We start from the raw sequence: 23,389 nt of genomic DNA, 5'->3' as shown, positions 1-23,389 counted from the left end.
TCGTTTGTTGTCGGATAAAGTGGGTTTTCTTGATATGAAGGGTGATTTTTAATCAAAAAATTATTCCTTCCGTAAGGGTAGCGCGATAGAAATAGCTCATGAATAGTTATAATTTAGTAAGAGCAATCTAATCTCCGGATAAATTTTTATATCCCAAATTGGGATATATTGAATATTTTTAATCAAACTTGTGTTATGAGAGTTATTGCTTTTAGAACGTTGAGAGAGTTCTTTGAAAGAAGAGAATACTTGGATTCCGAAATTTCTCTGAGAGCATGGTACCATGAGGCGAAAGCAGCTGATTGGAAAAACTCCAATGAACTAAAAATACAATATAAAAACGCAAGTATTGTCGGAGAAGGAAGAGTGGTGTTCAACATCAAAGGCAATGATTACAGGTTAGTAGTTGCTATTGATTATGATTTTCAGGTGATATTCATACGATTTATCGGAACACATAAACAGTATGATAAAATTGATGCTAAGACGATTTGATTATGGAGATACGGCCAATTAAAACAGAACAGGATTATAGTACTACCATAGAAAGGATTGAAGAGCTATGGGGAGCGCAAAGGGATACACAGGAAGGGGATGAATTAGACTTATTGGTAACCTTGGTTGAGTCATACGAGATGAGCCATTATCCTATAGCCCCTCCTGATCCGATCGACGCAATTAAATTCCGTATGGAGCAGATGGGAATGACTAGTGCGGACATGGTAAAATACCTTGGTAGTCAAAGTCGGGTAAGTGAAGTTCTAAACAGAAAGAGAGGACTTTCCCTTGGCATGATAAAATCTCTTTATAAGGGATTGAAGATCCCAGCCGAGATTTTGTTGGCTTGATTTACGGAGGGAAAGACAAAACAGTGGAAATCCAAAATCTTAGTAATAGAGGGGTAAAAACGCTCTTTTACTGCTGAAATACCAAGGTTCGATCCAGACGGAGTAGTAAAGCGAATAAGAAAATTGAACTTTCCTGTTATCTCATCGAACCCAATAGAACAGGCGAATTTAAGCCGCTGTGAGTGCCTCGCTCACGGATGAAAGCTTCCTGAAGCTCCATATTAGTGCTTGCCTATTGCAAAGGTCTACACAAGCGCCGGTATCTGAAAATGATACTGAGGTACTTGCTACTTCTTTGCAGACTTTATGGCTTTTGTGGTGAAAAATAAAACTTTGGGGATCTACTCATTTCTAAGTTCAGCTCATGTGTATGCTTCCTTGGTCGCGACAGTTTTAAATAAACACCAAAGGGCCGGAGGTTGTAATCTCCAGCCCTTATGCCTGATTAATATATACATTGACTCCTTAGAAAGGAAGATCAGCTTCTTCCTTCATTTTAGTGGTTTTTTCGCCCAAGAATAGGAAGTCACTTACCACCACCTCGGTGATGTAACGTTTGACGCCATCCTTATCGCTGTAGTCACGGGTGGAGATTTTTCCTTCTACGGCGATTTCAGATCCCTTGTCGGTATACTTTTCGAGTAGCTCTGCATTCTTGCCCCAGATCACTAGTCTGTGCCAGGTAGTCTCTGTGACACGCTCGCCTTTTTGATTTCTGTAGGATTCGTTAGTAGCGATACTTGCGTGTCCCAAGACTTTGCCGCTTTCCAGGGTTTTCAATTCTACTTTGGCTCCCAGGTGACCGATTAGCTGTACTTTGTTTCATCTGTTTATAACTGTTTTTCAGCGGTCATATGGAATCTCGCTTGACTTAGAATCATCCCAGTGTGTAGCATTTGTATCATGCTCGATTTCTTAGCGCATTCATGATGTTTGTTGTTTTGGTTTGAAAATTTGTATGTCGTTTTCGCCAGAGGAAAAACTTATGATCCAAAATTGCAGGATCGGTCTGCACTTAGTCGGTAGCTAATCGTTTGTATTCGTTTGTTGTCGGATAAGGAGTAGTATTTATAGTATTAATTCTATATAAGTAGTTTTTTTTGCTACTTTTAGAGAAAAGTTACTAAAATGAGAGTAAAGGACTATATCAAGCATCTACTATCGATAGAGAATTATTCATTCTCACTAGAAGAAATCATTGGTAACACAAATTCTGTACGGGCTTCACTGAAGTTTGAACTTGCCCGACAAGTTGAAAAGAAAGAAATAGTAAGCCTTAGAAAAGGATTTTATCTGATAATACCTCCCAGGTATTCGAAACAAGGGAATTTGCCTATCCAGCTTTACATTGATAAACTGTTTAAAAGTTTGAATCGTAACTATTATCTGGCTTTTTACTCCGCAGCCAAATTTCACGGAGCTAGCCATCAGCAGAGTCAAAGGGAATACGTTATAACAGAGCGTCCCAAACTAAACTATATTAAGAAAGGTAAGCTTGATATCAAATTCATGACCTCTTCAAAATGGCCTACTAAGAATATTGTAGAAAGAAAGTCAGATGCTGGAATTTTTAAAATATCCAGCCCTGCACTGACAGCAGTAGATTTAATACATCACCAAACTAAATTAGGAGGGCTTAACAGAATGCTGTCCATATTGGAAGAATTGTCTGAAGAGATAACCGATAATGACCTTAAGGATCTATTGTCTTGGTACCCACATAGAAGTACTTTACAGAGGTTTGGATTTATTATGGAAGAATTGCAATTGGGGATAGAATTAGACCCTCTATTTGACTATTTAATTTCAGGTAATTTTTTTCCTGTACTACTTTCTCCAAAAGGGAAACAAAAGCCGGGATCAGTCGACAATAGATGGAAAGTAGATGTGAATATTAAACTGGAAAGTGATTTGTGATTCCAAAACCATACATAGCACAATGGCAGGAATCTGCACCATGGAAACAGTTCTATCAAGTAGAGCAGGATTTAGTAATTAGCCGGGCTTTAGTTGAGATTTTCTCAGATGATTTCCTTCGCGAAAATCTGGCGTTCCGGGGAGGAACAGCTTTACATAAACTTTATTTGAATCCTGCTCCCAGGTATTCAGAAGATATAGATCTTGTTCAAATTAAAACTGGGCCAATTAAACCAATCATGGAACGTCTGAGTGAGACAATCACTTTCTTTGAGGAAGACAGAACAACGCAAAATAGAGGTCATGGCATCAAAGCATTATACTGGTTTACTTCTGAGTATGAAGAAATTCGGATGCGATTAAAACTTGAGATCAATTGTCGGGAACATTTCAATGTATTGGATTGGGTAGACTTCCCTTATACTATGCAAAGCGAATGGTTTGAAGGGAACTGTAAAATACGCACTTACAGCATCAATGAGTTGCTCGGGACGAAACTTCGGGCCTTGTACCAAAGAAGTAAAGGGCGAGACTTGTTTGATTTGGATTATGCCAGACGCAATAGAGACATTAACATTGATGAAATTCTTGAGTGTTTTCGGCAGTACATTGCATTTGCCACGGAGAAAAAAACGCCGAGTCAAAAGGAGTTTTTACAAAACATAGAAGCAAAAGAAAATGATCCGAACTTTACAGGAGATATGGAAGCTTTATTACGGTCGGAAATAGAATATAATCAACAAGAAGCCTTTGAATGGCTGAAAGATGAGATAATAACAAGAATTTAGATAATAACTAAAAGATAATTTCAAATCGGTTTTGACAAAGCTTGGTTTTGTAGATTCTGATGATACTTCCATGAAGGAATTCAGGGAGATTGATGTCCTTTTAAAAATTGATTTCAAAAAGCAACAGCTTAATCTATCCAGAAGATAAAGGATTGAAGTACGTTTCAAAAGTTTAGAATATAGAAAAAGCCGGAACTTTGTGGATTCCGGCCTTTTCAAAAGGAAGTCAGTTGTATTAAAAAGGAAGATCAGCTTCTTCCTTCATTTTAGCGGTTTTTTCGCCCAAGAATAGGAAGTCACTTACCACCACCTCGGTGATGTATCGCTTGACGCCATCCTTATCACTGTAGTCACGGGTGGAGATTTTTCCTTCTACGGCGATTTCAGATCCCTTGTCGGTGTACTTTTCGAGCAGCTCTGCATTCTTGCCCCAGATCACCAGTCTGTGCCAGGTAGTCTCTGTGACACGCTCGCCTTTTTGATTTCTGTAGGATTCGTTAGTCGCGATACTTGCGTGTCCTAAGACTTTGCCGCTTTCCAGGGTTTTCAATTCTACTTTGGCTCCCAGGTGACCGATTAGCTGTACTTTGTTTCGTAGCGCATTCATGATGTTTGTTGTTTTGGTTTGAAAATTTGTATGTCGTTTTCGCCAGAGGAAAAACTTATGATCCAAAGTTGCAGGATCGGTCTGCACTTAGTCGGTAGCTAATCGTTTGTATTCGATAGTATTCGTTTGTTGTCGGATAAGGTGGGTTTATTCGCTTTTTGGAATGATTGAAGTTTTAAAAATGTTTAGTAGGTTTAGAGGGAGAGTGAGCTGGGGGTGTTGATTTGTCATCGAAAATTTAAGAAAGGCCATGGAAAGCAAATTCACTAAAATAGCAGGATTGATTAAAGACTTGAGCGATATGGGGATCCAATTCAGAAAGAGGAAAGAGAGTTAGGGATTTAATTATCCAAATCTCTTAACCACAAAATGAGTAAATCCGTAAATTGAGTAAAAAAAGTATGGCAAATCTTACTTTAAACAATAAGGCTTTGGAAAAGTATTTTGGTCTATTGAAAGGTCTTGATAATCTTTCTAAGAAAAAGTTAATTATTAAATTGACAGAATCTCTTGAAGTGAAAGAAGAGAAGGTGGATCTTAATACTCTTTTTGGAGCATGGGAAGACAACAGGGATTCGGATGAAATCATTAAAGAAATCAGAGAAGCAAGAGTTGAGAAAACAGAAAATCCTGATTTCGAATGAAGTATCTTTTAGACACCAATATCTGTATCCATTTTTTAAGAGGAAAGTTTGGACTTATAAAAATGCTTCAGGAGATCGGAACTGAAAACTGTTCTATTTCCGAAATCACATTAGCAGAATTAGTTTTTGGTGCAGAAAACAGTACTAACCCCAAAAAGAACCTTGAATTAATTGAGGTTTTCACCAATCAAGTTGTGATCCTTCCGATATTCAATGCTATTTATCTTTATGCAAAAGAGAAAGCTAGATTAAGATCAAAGGGTTTGATGATAAGCGACTTTGACCTTTTGATTGGCTGTACATCAGTTGAAAAAGACCTGATCATGGTAACAGAAAACCTGAAGGAATTTGAAAGAATTTCCGGTATTGTAATTGAAAACTGGGTAAAAAGATAATAGAGACCTTCACTAACAGCACCTGTGAAAATATGGGGAGGGGATTCGCATATCCAAGGTTTATTCATAAAGGCTTCCTTCGTCTCTGGCGAAAAGGTAATCGCTTCGAAGAGCTCCGTGTCTCCAAGCTGAATCACGTTATAGCCAATGGTAGGACTATCCGTCAAAACTCATTTCTTGCGGTGAATAAGTTGTGTATTTGCCGCATGGTTGATTTAGGTAAAGGCAAAATACATCAGGTAGGTGTCAAATTGAGAGTTGTTAGTTTGGCCTTCTGGAATCAGTGTTCACATTGTAGCTAATAATTAGAGAATTGATTTTGGATTAAGTGACTCAAAGCAATAAAATATGAATGCGCCGGTAGCCTGTGTAGACAGAAGCTAGTCAGACTTCTCCGTCCTAAAATCAACGACAAAATGGCAACAGATCAATACCCCAAAGTTTATTTGTACAGACGGATAGTTCATGCGAAACTTTTCATCGACAAAAACTACGCGGACAAAATTGACTTGGGAAACATTTCTGATGAGGCTTACTTTTCCAAATTCCACTTTATACGCCTGTTCAAGTCCACTTACGGCAAGACGCCCCACCAGTACTTGAAATATGTAAGACTGGAAAAGGCAAAGGAGCTTTTGAAAGCCGGGGTGCCCGTTACAGAAGTATGCTATTCCGTTGGGTTTGACAGTGTTTCCTCATTTAGTGGCCTTTTTTCCAAGACAGTGGGTGTATCACCATCCGTATTTTCTGCTGAGCAGAAGAGAACCAAAGAAAAAATCAAGAAAGAACCGCTTGCCTTTGTGCCAAGCTGCTATGCTTACCAGCATGGCTGGCTTGAGAATAGCAATTTTGAAGAAGCTGACAGCTAAACCATTGCAGATATTTGTCTTGTTAGTTTAACAGTTTAAAATATATGCTATCATGATTACAAAAATGACCGTCACGAATATTCACGTGATTGACCAAGACAGTGCCTACGACTTCTATGTGAATAAATTAGGCTTCAAAGTAGTAGATGACATCCCTATGGGCCCTGATACAAGGTGGTTGACGGTGTCTCCGCCGGATCAACCCGATTTGCAACTAGTGCTTTTCCCTGTGAAAGTGAGTAAAATGTTTCCGAAAGAGACCGCAGAAACCTTAATAGATCTTATCAAAAAAGGCATATTCGGCTGTGGTGTTCTCACCTGTACCGACATCTATGCTACCTATGAGGAGCTGAAAGCCAAAGGAGTGGAATTTATAAAACCTCCGAAAAAGGAGTTCTATGGAACAGAAGCACTCTTCAAAGATGATTCGGGAAACTATTTTTCATTGCAACCCATAAGCAATTTTGGCAATGAAGACGGTGTTTGAAAAAGTAACACGGGATGAATTGATACAGAGGATTCATTCGCTCAAAAATGACAATACCGCACACTGGGGGAAAATGAATGTCTACCAAATGACGAAGCATTGTACCATTTGGGATGAATGGGTTTTGGGTAAAAACAGTCCCGTTTACAAGCAGGAATTTTTGGGGAAAATATTCGGGAAAATGGCCTTGAAGAGCAACACCAAAGACGATAGGCCTTTGCCCAAGAATATGCCTGGCGGAAGTGCTTTTTCAGTGAAGGAGAAAGAAGGAGATCTAACTTCACAAAAAGGACTTTGGGCCAAGTTGATTGCCGAGTATGGGCAGTTTTCAAACGATGGGTTTATTCACGATTTTTTTGGGAAAATGACAAAAGAGCAAATCGGGATTTTTGCCTATAAACATGCTGATCACCATTTAAGGCAATTCGGAGTATGAAGAATTGGTCACAACGTAAAAAAAAGCGGTTTAAGCATTAATCATTAAACCGCTATTTTTTGCTACTCTATCAACTGTGTATGATGCAGTAGATTTTCTGATGTATAGTTAGGGTCTGCTGAAAAACGCCGGTAATAGATCAAAAGCTATCATATTGAATGATTAACCCATTTTTCATGCGAACGGTTTTTCAGCAAGCCCTAGTCAGGATTGAGCCGGCTGATTTTCCCTTTTTGCAAAATTGGAGGCCATTATGCTGGCAACAAATAGTTGAAATGCATGGAATAACATCAATGGCAACAGGATTATACCGATGGGGTATCCTACAGGAAACAAGACTTTGGAGAATACCGTCCCATGAATCAATGATTTTTTGTGCCACAAAATTGTGCTGTAATACGGTCTTCCGGACTGAAGTTCTATTTTTGATTTCATTTTTCTTGTTCCGTTTTACGGTACACCCAGTAGTATAGCTGAGGCAATACGGTCAGGGATAGAATCATACAGATCAGCAATCCGCCTACAATCATTATGGCCAATGGTTTTTGGATTTCAGATCCCATTCCGGTCGACAATGCAGCCGGGAGTAAACCCATGGAGCCCATTAGAGCAATCATCAAGATTGGTCTGATCCTATTATAAACTCCATTGTTGATTGCGTCTTGCAGGGGTTGCCTCATGTTAAGATTCTGCCTAATGGTTCCGATTAGGACGATACCATCTATGGTAGCGACTCCAAATAGAATGATAAATCCTATGCCGGCTGAGATACCGAAAATTGTTCCTGTAGCCCAGAGCGAAAGATAACCTCCTATAAATGCAAACGGAATAACAATAAACGAAATTAGTGTGTCTTTAATATTACCTTCAAAATTCATCCAGAGCAAAAACATAATCAGCAGTAGAGATACGGGCACGATCATCAGTAAACGCTTGCTCGCTCTTTCTTTTGATTCGAATTCTCCGGCCCATACCATTTTATTCGCTTTTGGCAATTTGACGTTGTTTTCGACTTTTTCCCTCGCCTCTGCGATAGTACTGCCCAAGTCTCTGCCTTCGATGCTGAACCCTACAGCTATGTAGCGGCTGCTGCCTTCACGGTAAATAAAGGTAGGCCCCGTAATAAATCCTATGTCAGCAATTTCACGCAAAGGAATTTTTTTGCCATTCATGGTTGGGATAAGAATCTCGCTGATTTTGTTTTGGTCGTCACGATATTCCTTTTGGAATCGAATCCTCACATCAAACATCCGTTCATTTTCATAGAACGTAGTAGCAGCGCTACCCCCAATGGCCATTTCGATTACCGCTTGGGCATCGGCCATTGCCACCCCATACTTACCCATCCGTGTTTCGTTCAGTTTGATTCTGAGTTCGGGCAATCCGATGTTTCTGTATACATTCAAATCCGTGATTCCTTCCACATCTCTAATGTTGTCAGCCACACTGTCCGCATACTTTTCCAACTCGAAGAGATCATCACCGAATATTTTGATCACTAAGGCACTTTTTACACCCGCGACATATTCTTCCACATTGTCCTGAATAGGTTGGCTGAATCCGAAGACTATTCCGGGGTAGGTTTGAAGTGTTTGACGCAATTCATCAACAAACTCATCCTTCTTTATGCTACGTTTCCATTCTTTTTCGGGATGGAGCTGTATATGGAATTCAATGTTGAAAAACCCGGTGGGATCTGTCCCGTCATTCGGTCTTCCTGTCTGTGTCAGCACAAACTCTACCTCTTCAAATTCCCTGATTTTCTCCTTCATTTCCTTTGCAAGCCTTACGGATTCGTCCAGATTTACACTGTTTGGCAAGGTAGCTCTGACATATACCGCTCCTTCATTAAGCTTAGGGAGAAATTCAGTTCCATGATTGTAAAAACCTACCAGACAGGTTAGAAACAGTACTACAAAGGAAGCTATAGTGGCCTTTCTGTTTCGGGTGGTCCATTGATACATTTTATAAAGGCCGTTTCTGAAGCTTCTTGTTATCAGATTGTCCTTTTCTACAATATTTTTCCTCAATAGTACCTTACACATAGCCGGTACGTAGGTAAGGCTCAGTAGGAGAGAACCCAATAAGGCGAAGCCCAACGTGTAACCCAGTGGGGAAAACATTTTGCCCTCTACTTTCTGGAATGCAAAAATCGGCAACAGGGCGATAATCAGAATAAACAATGCAAAGAAGATATAGGTTGCTACATTCCGCACACTTTGTTTGATGATCCCTGATTTGGACATTTTATTGAAACGTACCATACCCAGTTCCTTTGCCTTATGTTCCAAGCCCACGAAAATCCTCTCGGTCACGACCAACGCCCCTTCCAGCAACAAACCAAAATCCAGGGAACCCATAGAAATCAGGTTGGCAGGCATTCCCATGATACGCAACATTACAATGGCAAACAGAAAAGCCAAAGGAATCACAGATGCCACGATTACCGTCACGCGCCAGTTATACAGGAAGATGAATACAATCAGGGAGACGAGTACAATCCCTTCAATCAGGTTTTTTGTAACAGTGCTCACCGTGACATCCACCAACTCCGTCCTATCTACAAAGGCTTCAATTTTTACATCTTTGGGGAGTATCCTGTCATTGAGGTCTGCTATTCTTTCTTTTAGCCTTTCGCTGACATCACTGGGATTTTCTCCTCTCAGCATCAGGACAATTCCCTGTACCAAGTCATCATCATCTTGCAAGCCTACCTGTCCCAATCTTGGCTTGGCAGACACCATTACCTCAGCTACATGTTTTACCAAGATGGGCGTGGTGCCCTTTACCTCTATCAATATGTTCTCGATGTCCTCGGCACTTTCCAACAATCCCACTCCACGGACTACATAAGCCTGTGAACCTCTTTCTATGACATCACCGCCTACATTGATGTTCGTCTTCGATACCGCTTCAAATACTTCCAAGGGTGACAAATCATAATTAGCCAATTCGGTAGGATTGATTTTGATTTCGTAGATTTTCTCTTCACCCCCAAAAGTAACCACATCTGCCACGCCGGGAACTGAGACCAATTCCCTGACAACTACCCAATCCTGAATAGCGGTAAGTTCTTTGATAGGCCGGTCACTTTTCAATACATATCGGAAGATTTCTCCCGTTGCTCCTGAAGGCGGTTCTATTTCTGCTTCCGCTCCATGTGGGAGGTCTACTCCCTGTAGCCGGTTGGACGCATATTGCTGTGCGTAAAAATCGTCCACATCATCATCGAAAATCACGGTGACCACCGATAAGCCAAACAGGGAAATAGAACGTACCTCCGATTTTTTTGGAATGGTGTTCATTTCCTTCATGATCGGAAGTGTGATGAATTTCTCCACTTCTTCGGCACTTCTGCCGGGCAATTGTGTAATTACCCTTACACGGGTATTGGTCACATCAGGAAAAGCCTCAATGGGTGTATTGATATAACTGATGATCCCCGCCACCACCAGTAAGGCTGTGAGGAAGAAAACAACGATTGAATTTTTTAAAGAAAAAGCTACTAGACCCTGAACAAATTTTTGCATCTCAATTAGTTTTGAAAGTTTTTGAGTTGTTCGTAGATAAGCAGGTGATTTTTGGAGATGATATGTTCATTTTCATTTATCCCGCCGGAAATGGAAGTAACGCCATTGCTTTTGGTGAGAATTTCTACCTGTCTTATCTCAATCTCACAAGCTCCATTATGTACCACCACATAATTTTGATCGCTGTCAAAGACCATTGCGGAAGTAGGAATGCTAAGCGCTTCTGTCTGGAGTTCCTTCAAAGCCGTTACATCTACTATCATCCCTGGTTTCAGTTTTAGATCCTTATTTGGTAGAACAACCCTTGCTTTCAGTACCTTAGCTTCTGCATCCAATACCTGTGAGATAGCTGTAATCTTGCCTTCAAACATTTGATCAGGGTAGGATAGTGTTTTGATGCTTACATCCATTCCGGTGTCAATATTGGTCACATTGGTAGCATACACATTGACCAGCACCCAAACTTCGCTCAGATCCGAAATAGTAAACAGCGGCTCTCCCTCAGCGGAAATTTGCGTTCCTCCCGAAATAGATTTGGAAGTCACTATCCCTGATGAAGGTGATTTGATCTGAAACACTCCCTTCTCGGTACTTGCACTGAAGAGGCTTAGGTTAGCGTCTATTCTTTCCTTTTCTGCTTTCATCACTTCCAGATCGCTTTGTGATTCCATCAGATCTTTTTGAGAAGCTATCCCATCATCATACATGGATTGGATTGAGCGTAGATTATTTTCCGCTACCTGTATCTGAGATACTATGGTTCTGGATTGGGATTGTAGTTCGGATAACTCCGTGCTCCTCAACTCTGCCAATACCTGTCCCTTGGCGACTTTGTCACCTAATGAAAAATAGGTGTTGGAGATTATCCCGCCTACCAAGCTTACAAAATGAATGACGTTGTCGGGATTGGATTCCACTATCCCGGTAAGCGGTATTCCCTGTGTGACTAGTTGCTTTGTAGGTAGCTCCAATTCAATTTTTGATTTGAAGTTATCGTCAAGGCAGTAATTTCTATTTTCGGCGATGTGTTGTTTTTCATCAGCGTTGCTGCAGCTACTGAAAAATAGTACCCCTATCAGGCAGCTTGTCAGTATCGTTTTTGTTGTAATTCTGTTCATTTTAACTTCAGAGTTTTTAGTTAATCAAATCCGTTCCTACAGAATAATTAAGTTCTTCTGCTTTCTCATTTACCTCTTTGCCTGTTTCAAGAATGATTTGCTTGTTTTCCAGATAAGCATCCAAAAAATCAAGGTATTCAAGCATACTGATCTGCCTTTCAGTAAAGCTCTTTGTGTAGCTTGCCAGCAGCGTGTCTAGCTTACTTTCATAGTCCGGCTCAATGCTTTCAAAAAAATCAAGTGCATTGATTAAATTCTTATAAGAAAGGACTGCCTCGCTTCCGATGTTGAACTCCATTTGTTGATTCAATATCCTCGATTGTTCCAAACCAATTTGGGCATGTTTGATATTGCCCTGATTTCTGTTAAAGAAAGGGAGGTCCATTGAAAAGCCGAATCCGATGAAATTATACATAAAGTTACCTCCCCGGTCATATCCTGCTTTCAGAGTCAGATCAGGTGTCCTTTGGGACTTTTCGTAGGCATGTAGCTTAGTGAAATACGTTTCCTCCAATTGCGTGATTTTATAATCCGGCCTGTTTATTTTTGCCGTTTCGATCACCTCAATCAAGGCAAGTTGTCTTATTTGTTCGCTGCTTTTTAAGAAGCCGTCTTCTGTTAATTCCACCTCTGTAGTCGAAGGGAGTTGCATCAGCAGTGTCAATTCTTTTTGGGCTTCATTTAATTCCTCATTCTTCTCGTTGATGATTTTGGATATTTCCAATTCAAGCGCTTTTAGCCGGATGTATTCACCCTGGGTGGCATTTCCTTGTTCCACTTGCTTTTGGTATGCGGAAGTGAGTTTCTGAATGGAAATGAGTTGATTCCTATAGATGTTCCTACTGAACTGCAGGTACTGCAGGTTGGTGAGTTGGCTTCGGAACTCTATTTTCAGATTTCTGAGTAAATCCTCAAAATACTGTGCGGATTTATCCACTGAGACCTTTTCTATTTCGATCAGTTTTTTGCGTTTACCTGCCGTAATGATCAGTTGCTCGATGGAAAGGCCGAATTGTTGGTTCTTGCCAAAATTTCCTCCTCCAAATCCCTGAAGTTCTTCTCCAAAAACTCCAAGTTGCTTTGGAGTCGCCCACAGGTTTACTTCTTCGACTTCTAGAGTTGGGTTAGGCCAAAGCTTGGCTTGCAATACCATAGCCTCAGCCTGGGAAATATTTAACTTTTCCGCAATCAGCAATAGGTTCTTTTGCAAGAAAACTGCTTCAGCATCTTCACGGCTAAACTTCAGTGTGTCCTGTGCCTTTATGGTAAGAGAAAATAAAAGAAAAACGAGAATTAGTTTTCCTACTTTGATACTATTCATTATGCTGCACCTTCTGGATGATGAGGCGCAAAAATCAGTACTGTGACCTTAAAAAGACCTTAAAGCAAATAAAATTAAGCTTAAGGAACCCATCCGCAATACGAGGAATGGTTATGCCGTACTGTGTAAAAAGTTCAGTGGATTATCCCGGTCAAAGCTTACTTGACATCTACTATGGCACATTCTACCACTTAATGAATGATTTTAAGCGATGGATTAATTGCTTCCGGTGATTTCTGTCCTAGCTGTGAGAGAAAAACGCACTTCAAATACATTGCTGTTGTCGCTGGGATTAGAATAGGTGATGCTGGCCGAATTAAGCTCCACAATCTTTTTTGTCAATACCAATCCAAGTCCAAAACCTATTATGCCCTGACTGTTTTTTCCTCTGAAGAAATGGTTGAAAAGGAAACTTTCTTCTTCTGTGGAAATGGGTTTTCCGGCATTGATGATTTGGATTTTAAGGTAATCGCTTTCTGTACAGTCAATTGATATTTCGGCTTTGTGATCGCTGCTGTATGATACACAGTTGGAGAGTAAATTGTGTACAGCCTGACGGATAAGAAGTGGATTGAGGTTGATTATAAGACTATTTTCATCAATTTCATCAGGAACATAATTTACTTCAAAGTGAAAATCGGGATAAATGGCATTCAGCTCATCGATCACATCAAAAAATAGCTCATCGATACGAAGCGGTTGTTTTTGGGTTTGCTGACCGGATTCGATTTTGGAAATTTCCAGCAATACATTGATAATACCTCCCAGTGATTTTGCTTTGATAATCTGATTTTCTATTTCAGGCTTGATGTCCACAATACTGGAAAAATTCTTAATCCTTTCCAGTTCTGAGACCAGTACCGAAATTGGGGTTTTTAACTGGTGCGAAATATGATGAATGGTATGCTTTTGAAATACAAATGCTTCGTTTGTTCTTCTCAATAGTTCGTTAAATCCCTGAGTTAACTGGCTTAATTCATAAGAAGAGGTTTCTATTTCCAGTTCCTCTACTTTCTCTGTACTGGGGTCGTAGTTGTTTAGGTTTTCTGCAAGAGCGGTGATCGGTCGGGAAATTTTGTTGGAGAGAAATCTGGAAATGAGAATGACCACTATGGTGATGAACAGAAATATGATGACCAGCACATTCCTTAAGAAGTACAACTTGGTGTACCCAAAAGCATCATAAGCCTTGCTGACGGCATAGTAATTATGCCCGTTGGTTTCTGCATAAATCCCTATCAGATCATAATTTTCTTCTTTGGTTTCTATCCATCGTTGAGAGGGAGAAAGCTTGTTGAGTATGCTTTCTGCCTTGAGAATGTCCAAGCTGTCCAAACTGGCGAAAATCAGATCCTTGTTGGAATCGTAGACAAGCAGTTTTTCATCATAAAAATCATTGATATCCTGCTGGTCAATCAGATAAGAAATGGTTGCGCTTTCTTGTTTGAATTTCTCTATCAGCTTGATAGTGGTGTGGATTTTTCCATTTTGCTGCTGCTGAAACTCTTCTTCCCTATATTCTGAAAATAAAATATAAATAATAGTCAATGAAATTGCGGTGAGGGCAATCACGGTGGAGGAGAAATGAATAAGTATTTTATCCCTTATTTTCATGCAGGCAGGCTCAATTTCATTTTATGTCAAGATAATATCCATAACCCACTTTGGTTTTTATAGTGGTTTTATGAAAGGGCTTATCCAACTTATTCCGCAAAAAATTAACATAAACTTCGATGGTGTTGGTGTTGGCACCGAATGAAGTTCCCCATATTTCTTTGATCAAATCAGCCTTGGAGACGATTTCCCCATTTTTTTCCATTAGTCTCCGTAGAATTTGGTACTCCCTTGGGGTCAGGTTGATTTCTATATTCTGCCGGCAGACTTTCTTTTGAGCATCATTCAGCGTGATGTCCTCCGCAACCATAATATGGTCCTCGGTAGTTGTGGAATTATTCTGTTTGTGGCGCTTAATAAGTGAGTTAACTCTTAAAATGAGTTCTCTCATATAAAATGGCTTCGTCAGGTAGTCGTCTGCACCGCAATCAAAACCCTGAACTTTATCTTCCAACTCCCCAAAGGCCGTGAGCATTATTACTGGAGTGGAAGTGTTGTGTAGTCTGAAGTCCTTGCATAGATCAAATCCGTTTTTTCCGGGCAGATTGATGTCCATTACTATGCAGTCGAATTTCTTTTTTTTCAGCATCCGCTCTGCCAGCAATCCATCATAAACGTATTCGGTAGTATAACTTTCGGCAAGCAGTGCCTCATTTATATTTTTACTTAATGTAGGATCGTCTTCTATTAACAGAACTCTCATGAATGCAAAACTACTGATTATATAATTTTAACTTCTACACATACATGACCCGCTGGGCTGGGTAAATCCTTTTATACCTTATCTCCTTCCTGTCATGGCGGGGTATTCAAGCCTGATAAGCGAAGAATAAGTGACTGGTATCATTACCGATAACCACATTTTTAATCCTTCAATTCATACCACTCTATTCCACTAAGTGGAATTCTTCTTCCCTGAGGAGCTTCAGGAGCGTAATGTGCTGCGAGATAGTCCAAAATGATTGATTCTGCACTGCCCAAGTCCCACAATCCTTGAGTTTCCTGCATCCACTCTATTTTTTCATGCCATCCTTCACGGGTAAATCTATTTTGCAGAATCAGCGCACTGGAGTGACAATTGGTGCAATTTGCCTTGACCATTTCCAATCCTTCCCCGGCGACCAGTCCTGTTTCCACATCTTTTCCGTCTATTATCTCTTCGGTGGGATCAGGTTGGTTTGCTGAGAGACTGGCAGAAAGTTCCGCCGAATCCGAGCTTCGAAGAGCTGAGAGATCGGGTTGGAAAATCAAAAAAACAATCAACCCGAGCAATAGAAACAGGATTACTACTATTCCGAGCACAGATTTAACAAGACCGTCAAAAAGCCTTTTCTTTTCTGTCTGGGCGGATTGCTCTTTAGGATTTGGGATATTTCTCATAGACTCAGCTTACTTTCACCGCGATTCTATGACAGGCATTGTTCAGATATCCTTTGGGATTCCATGCCGGCATCACCATAGGCTGGGAGATCCCCTGGGCATCAGTGGCTTTTGCCCAGATCTCATAATAGCCCGGCAGAGGAAAATTCAGTTCCACAGACCATTGCTGCCAAGCCAGCCGATTTACAGGTTTTTTCAGCATGCATTTTTGCCAAGTGGCTCCAAAATCTGTAGTTACCTGCATCTCCGTCACTTCATGCTCTCCCGCCCAAGCATGTCCCTGTACGGTAAGCTTCTTGGAGTTGCCAAGCATTGCTCCCGTTTTAGGATAAGTAATGATAGATCTGACAGGCATGGATTCTATGATTTCCATATGCTCGTCCGGCACGTTGTCTCCAGGGGCTATGGGATATTTGGGTACTCTGTAAGAATCGCCCATCATTTTCTCCCCATCATGCACCTTGTTTCTTACGACTAGTTTGTGTAGCCACTTACCGGAAACTGAAGCGGGCCATCCCCCACAAACCAAGCGTAGTGGGAAGCCATGAGCTAGCGGAATATCTTTTCCATTCAGTGCCCAGGCCAGCAGAGTCTCATCCTGCATGGCTTTTGCAATAGGGACTCCCCGGGAGATCACCACTTTATTCGGGTCTCCATTGAGGTGCTTGTCTTTTCCGTAATAGCCAACATACACTGCATTAGATTTGATCCCCACATCTTCCAAAACATCTTTTAATCTCACTCCAGTCCATTCTGAACAGTAAATAGCTCCCTCTTCCCATTGATTTCCGGAGGTAGGCGGATAGAAGCCGGCACGGCCATTCCCACCACATTCCAGCTGCAGTTGATAGGTGTAGGATTTGAATTTCTTCTTTAGCTCGTCCAGGGTGTAAGTTTTCTCCTTTACCACAGATTCCCCGGCGATAGTCAGCGTCCAGCTGGCAGCGTCCACATCCTCAGGAATTAGCCCATTGTTTCGGATAAAAATGCTGGCGAAAGGGGTAATCGGATCATTTAATAAATGTGGTGCGGGTTCTACGTTCCAAGGCTTATCATTGCGGATGATCATTCCTTCGCTTTTACCTTTCATCGGGTCAAAATCTGCCTGCAACATAATAGGGATATAGTCTTTGGGCATGGTGACCGCATGCACTATATCAGCACCAAGTAGAGTAGACATGGCTGCCAGTGTGCTTTTCTGCAGGAAAGTTCTTCTGTCTTGGATGTTACCGGTTTTTATTTTTAAGCTGTTCAGGTCAGTTTTAGGCATTTCTGGAGAGGATTGGGAAGTGAAATTAAAGATCTTGGGGATTATTGACCTATTGACGGCTGACCATTTCTTTAATCCATAGGGGAGCAAAGGGTGAGGTGCATCCTTTGGAAACAGGATAATCCCTGTAGACCCCCAGCTTTTCACCGATTTCAATGGCTCTGGCTCTGAAGTTTGGATGGTTGATTCCGATCTGTGCCAAGGCTGTATTCATTGTCCATTGTACTTCAGGGGCGGCAATTGGCATATGCGATTCAAGATAGTCCAAAATTTCTCCAAGATTTAGACCTTCCGGGCTTCTGGTAACCCTGCCCGCAGTCAAGCTCCAGACAGCACGGAGAGCCCATTTATTGCCTGATTCAAGCCATTTTTTCCTAAGTGTTTCTTTTTCAGGATGATCTTTGAGAATATAAGCATTGAACCAATCTGCCAACTGGGGGAAATCCAGTGAAGTGACCATTTTGTCCAGCTCTTCATTGGAGAGAGAAGTGGGTTTGATAATTAATATAGCTAACAATTGCGCATCAATATTCCGGGTTTTCCAAAGAGCCAATCCCAATTCGTGGTTTGTTTTGATCTTTTTTGCCACTGTTCTGAGATCACCCATTTTGACACCGAATAGAGCTTGAGTAGCTCCGTTTTTTCTATGTAGGGCAATCATCTTTTCATTGCCAAGTGATTCGAGTTGAGAGAGTACTTCCTGGACTGTCATTCTTGCTGAAAATTGTAATTATATCCTTAGAGGATTAAGTCTTGAGGCATGCTTTATGTTAAATACCTTCTGTTTCTGAAAAGTTAAGCAAAATTTGAAATTTTATAATCCTGAAATCGGGGCTAGCGATGGATTATGAACTCAAGTCCTTAAAGAACTTTGCCCACCAGCGGACAAAAATGTCCGTTTGATTTGGAAGGCATTATGCGTAATATGCTGAATAGGGATGTTTTTCCACTGTTATTAATGGCATAGAAATTTGATAGTAGTGTGCACGGGCTCCAATGCCTAATTTTGGTTTATAATTTATATGTACTTAGCTCTGACACTATTCCAATGTGGAAAAACTATCTGAAAATCGCAATTCGTAATCTGTTCAAAAACAAATTACACACAGGGATAAATTTAATCGGTCTTACGCTCGGTCTGGGGGTGAGCACGCTGATTTTCTTTTTTGTGCAGTTCGAGAGTGGTTTTGATGAGTTTCACGCAGACAGCGGCCAGATTTTCAGGGTCGAACGTCATCAGGTTGAGGAAGGAGAGCGTAATTCTTCATTTTCCACGCCGATTATTACTGCTCCTACTTTTGCAAATGAGTTTTCTCAAGTGACACATACTACATGTGTGATCGGCGGTGCTGCTCAAGCATATCTGGATGAAGAGACTACCCAAAATCAACAATACCTAATGGTAAGTCCTGATTTCTTGGAGATTTTCAGTTTTGAGTTACTGCAAGGAAATAAAAACCAGGTTTTGAAGGATAAATTCAGCGTAGTGATCACTGAGGAAACCGCCAAAAAATACTTTGGCGAGGCCGACCCCGTAGGGAAATCCATGCGGATGCGGATGGGGGATAACTATGAGGAATATCAGGTGACGGGTCTCCTGAAAGATCTTCCCTCAAATTCCAGTATTAAGTTTGAGATGCTGATAAATGACAAGAACTTGGATTTTAACGTCGCAGAGGAAAACCGGAATTCTTGGTTTAATGTCTATGGTGATACCTATGTGAAGCTCAATGACGCACAGTCCAAATCATCGGTAGAGGCAGGTGTGGAAGCAATGATGCAAAAAGTGCTTGGTGAGGAATATAAAAAAGGAAAGTATCTATTCACCCTACAGCCAATAGCAGAAATGCATCTTACGGAGGGTCCGGATTGGGGCATGATAGAGGCCACCCGACCATCACTGCTTTGGATATTGGCAGGGATTGCATTCTTGATTCTGTTGATCGCCTGCATCAATTTTACCACCATGGCAATAGGCAGATCTACCACCCGTGCTAAAGAGGTGGGGGTTCGCAAGACTATGGGAGCGGATTTCGGCCAATTGGTTTTTCAGTTTCTGACAGAAGCATTTCTGACCACCATCGCAGCATTGGTTTTTGGGTTGATCTTGGCAGAAACTCTGCTTCCTACCTTTAATAAGTTGTTTGACAAACAGCTTGATCTGGTTTATGGACCTACCCAACTCCTGATATTAGTTGGTTTGGTGGTCTTAATTACCGCAATGGCAGGCGCATATCCGGCCTTTTTTATGTCCAGTCTACAGCCTATTAAAGTGTTGAAAGGAAGTCTCTCGATACGCTTTGGAAAGCAGGCACTGCGAAAGGGTTTGGTGGCATTTCAGTTTTTTATCTCCTTTGTGTTGATTGCATCGACCTTGATTATGGTAAATCAGATGGAGGTAATTCGGGATTATGACTTGGGTTTTGACCAAAATATGATCGTGCTGGTGGATATTCCGGATGTTCCGAGCACCAGTTTTGTGAAATCGATAAACGAGAGCTTTGCGCAAGCAGAAAAATACCGTCAAGCTTTGGAAGGTAGATCAGAAGTTCAATCCGCAGGGATTACCATTGCGACCTATGGGGACGACTCATTTTGGGATGGGGGATTTCCTATGGAGAATGGCAAGCAATTCAATTTCCGGTTGAATTTTGTGGGAGGGGATTATGTGAAAACCCTTGGACTGGAGCTGGTGAAAGGGCGTGATCTCAATGCCCAGCCAGGATCTGACAGCAGTGCGGTGTTGATCAATGAGACTTTTGCCAAAGCGATGAACTGGGTTGATCCCCTTGGGGAATTGTTGCCGAGCAAGAGAATCGGCAATCATGAAATTGTGGGTGTAGTGAAGGATTTCAATCATAATTCATTGTATAAGGAAATTGAGCCGGTAATTCTGGCAAAAAGTCCGGAAACCATATTTAGTGGCATTAACATGCTGATGATTCATTCTGCCACCAATCCAAAAGTGATGGTAAAAGGCAGTGGAACTGATTTCGAAGCTTTCCGGACATTGTTGGAGAATGAGTGGGAGCAGGTATTTCCCATGGAGGCTTTTAGCTTTGGTTTCTTGGATGAGACAGTTCAAAAGCAATATGCAGCTGATGAGCGATTGGGGAAAATGGTCTTCTTGGCTGCGTGTATTGCCATACTGATTGCAGCGATGGGACTATTCGCCATGGCAGCTCTTAGCATAGCCGGGCGTACCAAAGAAATAGGTATCCGAAAGGTGTTGGGAGCTTCGAGTTGGAGTATTTCCTGGATGTTCAACAAGGAATTTCTAGTCATTACTTTTGTCGGAGTGTTGGTGGCTCTACCCTTGAGCCTGTATTTTATGCAGGGCTGGATTGAGCAGTTTGCGGTGAAAGGATGGCCTTCCTGGCTCAATTTCATACTATTGGGAATCGGTGGGATTGCATTTACTATTGCGGTGGTTTCTGCCCAGTCTTTCAGAGCTACCCGGATGAATCCTGTGAAGACACTTAAAGTTGAGTAGAGTAACTGGGGTTTCGTCATTGCGCGGAGGAGGAACGACGACAAAGCAATCTTTTTCACAGAACAGATTGCTTTTCCGCCTGTGGCGGATCGCAATGGCGGATAAAACGAATCTTTCAATCTTCCAATTCGAATAAAATGCTGAAAAACTACTTTAAAATAGCCTACAGGAACTTAAGAAGAAATAAGCTAAGGACGGGTATCCATGTTTTGGGTTTGTCTATAGGCATAGCGATTTGCTTTCTGATCTTCAATGTGGTGACACATTCTTATAGCTTTGACCAATTCCATCCGGATAAGGAGAGAATATACCGAATCAATACCCTGACGGATTGGGGTAATGAGGGAAGTTTTCCTAATTCCGGTACACCTGGTCCCCTTGGAGAGGTGATTCAGGAAGATGTGTCGGGGATAGAAGAAAAAGGCAGGCTTTATACGATGGGTCAGACCTTGGTTGCCTTGCCTTCCTCCGGTAAAGTGTTTGGAAGATCTGATAAGGTGACTTTTGCGGATGATGGTTTTTTTAAGATTTTTCCTAGAGAATGGCTGGCAGGGAATCCTGAAACCGCCTTGCAGCAGCCAGAATCTCTGGTGATTACAGAAGAAAGCTTGCATAAGTATTTTCCCGGTTCTGAAGCGTCTGATGTACTTGGGCAGGAGTTGATGTTTACGGATTCTGATTCCATCTATACTAAAGTGACGGGCGTAGTTGCTGACTATAAGGATAATACGGACTTTATTTTTACTGATTTTATCTCCTACAGCACAATTCGGACAGAGGAGCAGATTAAATGGTATGGCCTACACGACTGGACATCCGTGAATTCCAGCAGTCAGCTTTTCGTCAAGCTGGCAGCGGGAGTAGTCAGGGAGTCGGTGGACGAGGCATTTGAACTGCTCATCGCAAAAAATATGGAAGCCAAAGAGGCTAGCGGCTATGGCACAAGTTTTTTTACAGAACCACTATCCGAAATGCATTTTGGAGAGAATTATGCCAATGACAGCGTTTCAAAGGTTTTCCTAAGCGGGTTGATTTTTATGGGTTTGATTATTCTGGTACTTGCAGTGCTGAACTTTGTAAACCTTGAAACTGCCCAAGCCATAGGTCGAGCCAAGGAAGTAGGGATCAGAAAAACAATCGGGGGAACGCGAATTCAGTTGATCACCCAGTTTCTTGCAGAGACATTTTTGATCGTCTTGTTCAGTACTATCTTGGCAATGGCATTTGTAGAAGGGATCAAAGTGCTTTTTGCAGGATATCTTCCGAAGAATTTCAGCATTGAATACTTCTCTGTTTACAACATCCTTTTCTATGCAGGTTTTCCTGTTTTGGTCTCCATGATTACAGGGATCTATCCGGCACTGATTCTTTCCAACTATGACCCTCAGCGGGCTTTGAAGGGAGAATTGATCAAGAACGGCAGATTTTCTGTAGGAGTATTTCTGAGAAAAAACCTCACTGTCATTCAATTGTCATCCTCCATTGCTTTTATTATTTTGGTGTTGGTACTGAACTATCAACTGAAGTATGTGACCAGCCAGCCGCTGGGGTTTGAAAAGGAAGCAGTAATGTACGCGTATCTGCCATTCATGTCGAATCCTGAAAAAATGCTTCAGCTTCAGGATCGCTTTAACCAAGAGACTATGGTGCAAAGTGCCAGTTTGAGCGGTAGTTTGGTGTCGTCTACCAGTCTTTGGACATCGGATGCCAGCGTACCTGTGGACACTACGGAGAAGCAGATTTATATTCAGGTGATGAATGTGGATTCTGCCTTTGTGCAGGTAAACGGGATTCCGCTGTTGGCAGGTTCGGCTGGGATAGATAGAGAGCAAGAGATATTAGTCAATGCCCAATTTGTCAAGGAAGCGGGTTTCGCAAGTGCAGAAGATGCGATAGGAATAGAGATAGGATTTAGTGGTGAGCAAAGAAAAATTATCGGGGTGGTTGCGGATTTTCATTCCCGTACACTCAGAGAGGGTATTCGTCCACTTCTCTTCACCTATAATCCCCAATATTTTCAGACAGTGAATGTAAAGCTGAGCTCAGATCAAAATCTGGCTGCTGCAAAGGAGAAATTGGAGAAGATTTACCTAAGCGTCTATCCGCATGAATCGGCTTCTTTTGATTTTTTGGATACTCAGATTGAGAAATTTTATCAGGAAGATGTGAAAATCAAAAATGTGTTGGGATTTGCCTGTGGCCTGGCAATTTTGATTTCCTGCCTGGGTTTGTTTGGCCTTTCCAGCTTTACTATTGCCCAGCGAACCAAAGAGATCAGCATCAGAAAAGTCTTGGGAGCCACGCTGCAACAGATTCTTTTTCTAATATCCAAAGAATACATGGTGCTGGTGGGAGTTTCTTTTCTGATTGCAATAGTTCCTGCATATTATTTCCTCAACGACTGGCTAAATGGCTTCAATACCCGGGTGGATATGCCGTATTTGATATTTGCAGCAGCGGGTCTGGGAGTGATGGCAATATGTCTGCTTATAGTCGGGATTCATTCTTATGTGGCTTCGCAGACAAATCCAGCCAAGGTGCTGAAGAGTGAGTAGAGTAGATTTGATATTTGTGAAATTGACTCGTCCTAAAAATAGTTTACAGGTTATCGTTTAAATCCAGGTACTGATTGACTGTTTCTGCTAGTCCTTTTATTGGTTTACAAGTGTACG

General features: G+C 41.4%; 21 protein-coding genes and 1 pseudogene. 11 read left to right on the top strand and 11 right to left on the bottom strand.

Features of this window, described 5'->3' with window-relative positions; genetic code table 11:
- Positions 1-195 precede the first annotated feature (195 nt).
- Complete coding sequence (locus tag J2X69_RS15270) at positions 196-495, top strand: type II toxin-antitoxin system HigB family toxin (RefSeq protein WP_310105016.1); 300 nt, start codon at positions 196-198, stop codon at positions 493-495.
- A 2-nt stretch (positions 496-497) separates the two neighbouring features.
- A complete protein-coding gene (locus J2X69_RS15265; protein WP_310105014.1) occupies positions 498-848 on the top strand; it encodes a transcriptional regulator in 351 nt (116 codons plus the stop codon).
- A gap of 465 nt (positions 849-1,313) precedes the next feature.
- On the opposite strand, the pseudogene J2X69_RS15260 reads toward J2X69_RS15265, so the two are convergent.
- Positions 1,314-1,658, bottom strand: a pseudogene (locus J2X69_RS15260) (single-stranded DNA-binding protein); the annotation flags it as partial.
- A gap of 318 nt (positions 1,659-1,976) precedes the next feature.
- Here J2X69_RS15260 and J2X69_RS15255 point away from each other — a divergent pair.
- Positions 1,977-2,765 carry a type IV toxin-antitoxin system AbiEi family antitoxin gene (locus J2X69_RS15255; RefSeq protein WP_310105012.1) on the top strand — a complete coding sequence of 263 codons (789 nt, stop codon included), beginning with the start codon at positions 1,977-1,979 and terminating at the stop codon, positions 2,763-2,765.
- The gene (locus J2X69_RS15250; protein ID WP_310105009.1) at positions 2,762-3,553 is read left to right on the top strand and encodes a nucleotidyl transferase AbiEii/AbiGii toxin family protein; all 792 of its coding nucleotides are present in this window, start codon (positions 2,762-2,764) and stop codon (positions 3,551-3,553) included. The genes J2X69_RS15255 and J2X69_RS15250 overlap by 4 nt, the downstream gene beginning before the upstream one ends.
- Before the next feature lie 235 nt (positions 3,554-3,788).
- On the opposite strand, the gene J2X69_RS15245 is transcribed toward J2X69_RS15250, so the two are convergent.
- A complete protein-coding gene (locus J2X69_RS15245) occupies positions 3,789-4,160 on the bottom strand; it encodes a single-stranded DNA-binding protein (RefSeq protein WP_310105005.1) in 372 nt (123 codons plus the stop codon).
- Positions 4,161-4,561: 401 nt separating this feature from the next.
- On the opposite strand from J2X69_RS15245, the gene J2X69_RS15240 reads away from it, so the two are divergent.
- The 5 genes from J2X69_RS15240 to J2X69_RS15220 all read left to right on the top strand — a co-directional run bounded on the left by J2X69_RS15240 (position 4,562) and on the right by J2X69_RS15220 (position 6,991).
- Positions 4,562-4,804 carry a hypothetical protein gene (locus tag J2X69_RS15240; RefSeq protein ID WP_310105003.1) on the top strand — a complete coding sequence of 81 codons (243 nt, stop codon included), beginning with the start codon at positions 4,562-4,564 and terminating at the stop codon, positions 4,802-4,804.
- Positions 4,801-5,199 carry a type II toxin-antitoxin system VapC family toxin gene (locus tag J2X69_RS15235; protein WP_310105000.1) on the top strand — a complete coding sequence of 133 codons (399 nt, stop codon included), beginning with the start codon at positions 4,801-4,803 and terminating at the stop codon, positions 5,197-5,199. Before J2X69_RS15240 ends, J2X69_RS15235 begins: the two co-directional genes overlap by 4 nt.
- A 416-nt stretch (positions 5,200-5,615) precedes the next feature.
- On the top strand, positions 5,616-6,068 hold the full coding sequence (locus tag J2X69_RS15230; RefSeq protein WP_310104999.1) for an AraC family transcriptional regulator: 453 nt from the start codon (positions 5,616-5,618) through the stop codon (positions 6,066-6,068).
- 52 nt (positions 6,069-6,120) lie between these two features.
- Entirely contained in the window at positions 6,121-6,555 is a 435-nt protein-coding gene (locus tag J2X69_RS15225) for a VOC family protein (RefSeq protein ID WP_310104996.1), read from the top strand.
- On the top strand, positions 6,539-6,991 hold the full coding sequence (locus tag J2X69_RS15220) for a DUF1569 domain-containing protein (protein ID WP_310104994.1): 453 nt from the start codon (positions 6,539-6,541) through the stop codon (positions 6,989-6,991). The genes J2X69_RS15225 and J2X69_RS15220 overlap by 17 nt, the downstream gene beginning before the upstream one ends.
- A 204-nt stretch (positions 6,992-7,195) precedes the next feature.
- Here J2X69_RS15220 and J2X69_RS15215 read toward each other — a convergent pair whose 3' ends face one another.
- The 9 genes from J2X69_RS15215 to J2X69_RS15175 form a co-directional block, all read right to left on the bottom strand.
- Positions 7,196-7,426: a bile acid:sodium symporter gene (locus tag J2X69_RS15215; protein ID WP_310104992.1), complete on the bottom strand. Its 231-nt coding sequence runs from the start codon at positions 7,424-7,426 to the stop codon at positions 7,196-7,198.
- The gene (locus J2X69_RS15210; protein WP_310104989.1) at positions 7,423-10,521 is read right to left on the bottom strand and encodes a CusA/CzcA family heavy metal efflux RND transporter; all 3,099 of its coding nucleotides are present in this window, start codon (positions 10,519-10,521) and stop codon (positions 7,423-7,425) included. The genes J2X69_RS15215 and J2X69_RS15210 overlap by 4 nt, the downstream gene beginning before the upstream one ends.
- 5 nt (positions 10,522-10,526) lie before the next feature.
- Positions 10,527-11,639 (bottom strand): efflux RND transporter periplasmic adaptor subunit, encoded by a 1,113-nt coding sequence (locus tag J2X69_RS15205; RefSeq protein WP_310104986.1) that lies wholly within the window; start codon positions 11,637-11,639, stop codon positions 10,527-10,529.
- A 16-nt stretch (positions 11,640-11,655) separates the two neighbouring features.
- On the bottom strand, positions 11,656-12,960 hold the full coding sequence (locus tag J2X69_RS15200) for a TolC family protein (RefSeq protein ID WP_310104983.1): 1,305 nt from the start codon (positions 12,958-12,960) through the stop codon (positions 11,656-11,658).
- 216 nt (positions 12,961-13,176) lie between these two features.
- The gene (locus tag J2X69_RS15195) at positions 13,177-14,574 is read right to left on the bottom strand and encodes a HAMP domain-containing sensor histidine kinase (RefSeq protein WP_310104982.1); all 1,398 of its coding nucleotides are present in this window, start codon (positions 14,572-14,574) and stop codon (positions 13,177-13,179) included.
- Between the two features lie 16 nt (positions 14,575-14,590).
- On the bottom strand, positions 14,591-15,277 hold the full coding sequence (locus J2X69_RS15190; protein WP_310104979.1) for a response regulator transcription factor: 687 nt from the start codon (positions 15,275-15,277) through the stop codon (positions 14,591-14,593).
- 161 nt (positions 15,278-15,438) lie between these two features.
- A complete protein-coding gene (locus J2X69_RS15185; protein ID WP_310104976.1) occupies positions 15,439-15,954 on the bottom strand; it encodes a cytochrome C in 516 nt (171 codons plus the stop codon).
- A 4-nt stretch (positions 15,955-15,958) separates the two neighbouring features.
- On the bottom strand, positions 15,959-17,224 hold the full coding sequence (locus tag J2X69_RS15180; RefSeq protein WP_310104974.1) for a sulfite oxidase: 1,266 nt from the start codon (positions 17,222-17,224) through the stop codon (positions 15,959-15,961).
- 49 nt (positions 17,225-17,273) lie between these two features.
- Positions 17,274-17,936 carry a DNA alkylation repair protein gene (locus tag J2X69_RS15175; protein WP_310104970.1) on the bottom strand — a complete coding sequence of 221 codons (663 nt, stop codon included), beginning with the start codon at positions 17,934-17,936 and terminating at the stop codon, positions 17,274-17,276.
- 336 nt (positions 17,937-18,272) lie between these two features.
- On the opposite strand from J2X69_RS15175, the gene J2X69_RS15170 reads away from it, so the two are divergent.
- Positions 18,273-20,717: an ABC transporter permease gene (locus tag J2X69_RS15170; RefSeq protein WP_310104968.1), complete on the top strand. Its 2,445-nt coding sequence runs from the start codon at positions 18,273-18,275 to the stop codon at positions 20,715-20,717.
- Between the two features lie 137 nt (positions 20,718-20,854).
- Positions 20,855-23,272 carry an ABC transporter permease gene (locus J2X69_RS15165; RefSeq protein WP_310104965.1) on the top strand — a complete coding sequence of 806 codons (2,418 nt, stop codon included), beginning with the start codon at positions 20,855-20,857 and terminating at the stop codon, positions 23,270-23,272.
- Positions 23,273-23,389: the final 117 nt, after the last annotated feature.

The organism is Algoriphagus sp. 4150 (genome assembly GCF_031457395.1).
Taxonomy (GTDB): domain Bacteria; phylum Bacteroidota; class Bacteroidia; order Cytophagales; family Cyclobacteriaceae; genus Algoriphagus.
This window is presented reverse-complemented; position numbering and strand designations above follow the sequence as displayed.

What these genes read in the sequence shown, in the direction of transcription:
- J2X69_RS15270 (WP_310105016.1), top strand. Translation starts at nt 196, where the DNA reads ATGAGAGTTATTGCTTTTAGAACGTTGAGAGAGTTCTTTGAAAGAAGA.
- J2X69_RS15265 (WP_310105014.1), top strand. Translation starts at nt 498, where the DNA reads ATGGAGATACGGCCAATTAAAACAGAACAGGATTATAGTACTACCATA.
- J2X69_RS15255 (WP_310105012.1), top strand. Translation starts at nt 1,977, where the DNA reads ATGAGAGTAAAGGACTATATCAAGCATCTACTATCGATAGAGAATTAT.
- J2X69_RS15245 (WP_310105005.1), bottom strand. Translation starts at nt 4,160, where the DNA reads ATGAATGCGCTACGAAACAAAGTACAGCTAATCGGTCACCTGGGAGCC.
- J2X69_RS15240 (WP_310105003.1), top strand. Translation starts at nt 4,562, where the DNA reads ATGGCAAATCTTACTTTAAACAATAAGGCTTTGGAAAAGTATTTTGGT.
- J2X69_RS15235 (WP_310105000.1), top strand. Translation starts at nt 4,801, where the DNA reads ATGAAGTATCTTTTAGACACCAATATCTGTATCCATTTTTTAAGAGGA.
- J2X69_RS15230 (WP_310104999.1), top strand. Translation starts at nt 5,616, where the DNA reads ATGGCAACAGATCAATACCCCAAAGTTTATTTGTACAGACGGATAGTT.
- J2X69_RS15225 (WP_310104996.1), top strand. Translation starts at nt 6,121, where the DNA reads ATGATTACAAAAATGACCGTCACGAATATTCACGTGATTGACCAAGAC.
- J2X69_RS15220 (WP_310104994.1), top strand. Translation starts at nt 6,539, where the DNA reads ATGAAGACGGTGTTTGAAAAAGTAACACGGGATGAATTGATACAGAGG.
- J2X69_RS15215 (WP_310104992.1), bottom strand. Translation starts at nt 7,426, where the DNA reads ATGAAATCAAAAATAGAACTTCAGTCCGGAAGACCGTATTACAGCACA.
- J2X69_RS15210 (WP_310104989.1), bottom strand. Translation starts at nt 10,521, where the DNA reads ATGCAAAAATTTGTTCAGGGTCTAGTAGCTTTTTCTTTAAAAAATTCA.
- J2X69_RS15205 (WP_310104986.1), bottom strand. Translation starts at nt 11,639, where the DNA reads ATGAACAGAATTACAACAAAAACGATACTGACAAGCTGCCTGATAGGG.
- J2X69_RS15200 (WP_310104983.1), bottom strand. Translation starts at nt 12,960, where the DNA reads ATGAATAGTATCAAAGTAGGAAAACTAATTCTCGTTTTTCTTTTATTT.
- J2X69_RS15195 (WP_310104982.1), bottom strand. Translation starts at nt 14,574, where the DNA reads ATGAAAATAAGGGATAAAATACTTATTCATTTCTCCTCCACCGTGATT.
- J2X69_RS15190 (WP_310104979.1), bottom strand. Translation starts at nt 15,277, where the DNA reads ATGAGAGTTCTGTTAATAGAAGACGATCCTACATTAAGTAAAAATATA.
- J2X69_RS15185 (WP_310104976.1), bottom strand. Translation starts at nt 15,954, where the DNA reads ATGAGAAATATCCCAAATCCTAAAGAGCAATCCGCCCAGACAGAAAAG.
- J2X69_RS15180 (WP_310104974.1), bottom strand. Translation starts at nt 17,224, where the DNA reads ATGCCTAAAACTGACCTGAACAGCTTAAAAATAAAAACCGGTAACATC.
- J2X69_RS15175 (WP_310104970.1), bottom strand. Translation starts at nt 17,936, where the DNA reads ATGACAGTCCAGGAAGTACTCTCTCAACTCGAATCACTTGGCAATGAA.
- J2X69_RS15170 (WP_310104968.1), top strand. Translation starts at nt 18,273, where the DNA reads ATGTGGAAAAACTATCTGAAAATCGCAATTCGTAATCTGTTCAAAAAC.
- J2X69_RS15165 (WP_310104965.1), top strand. Translation starts at nt 20,855, where the DNA reads ATGCTGAAAAACTACTTTAAAATAGCCTACAGGAACTTAAGAAGAAAT.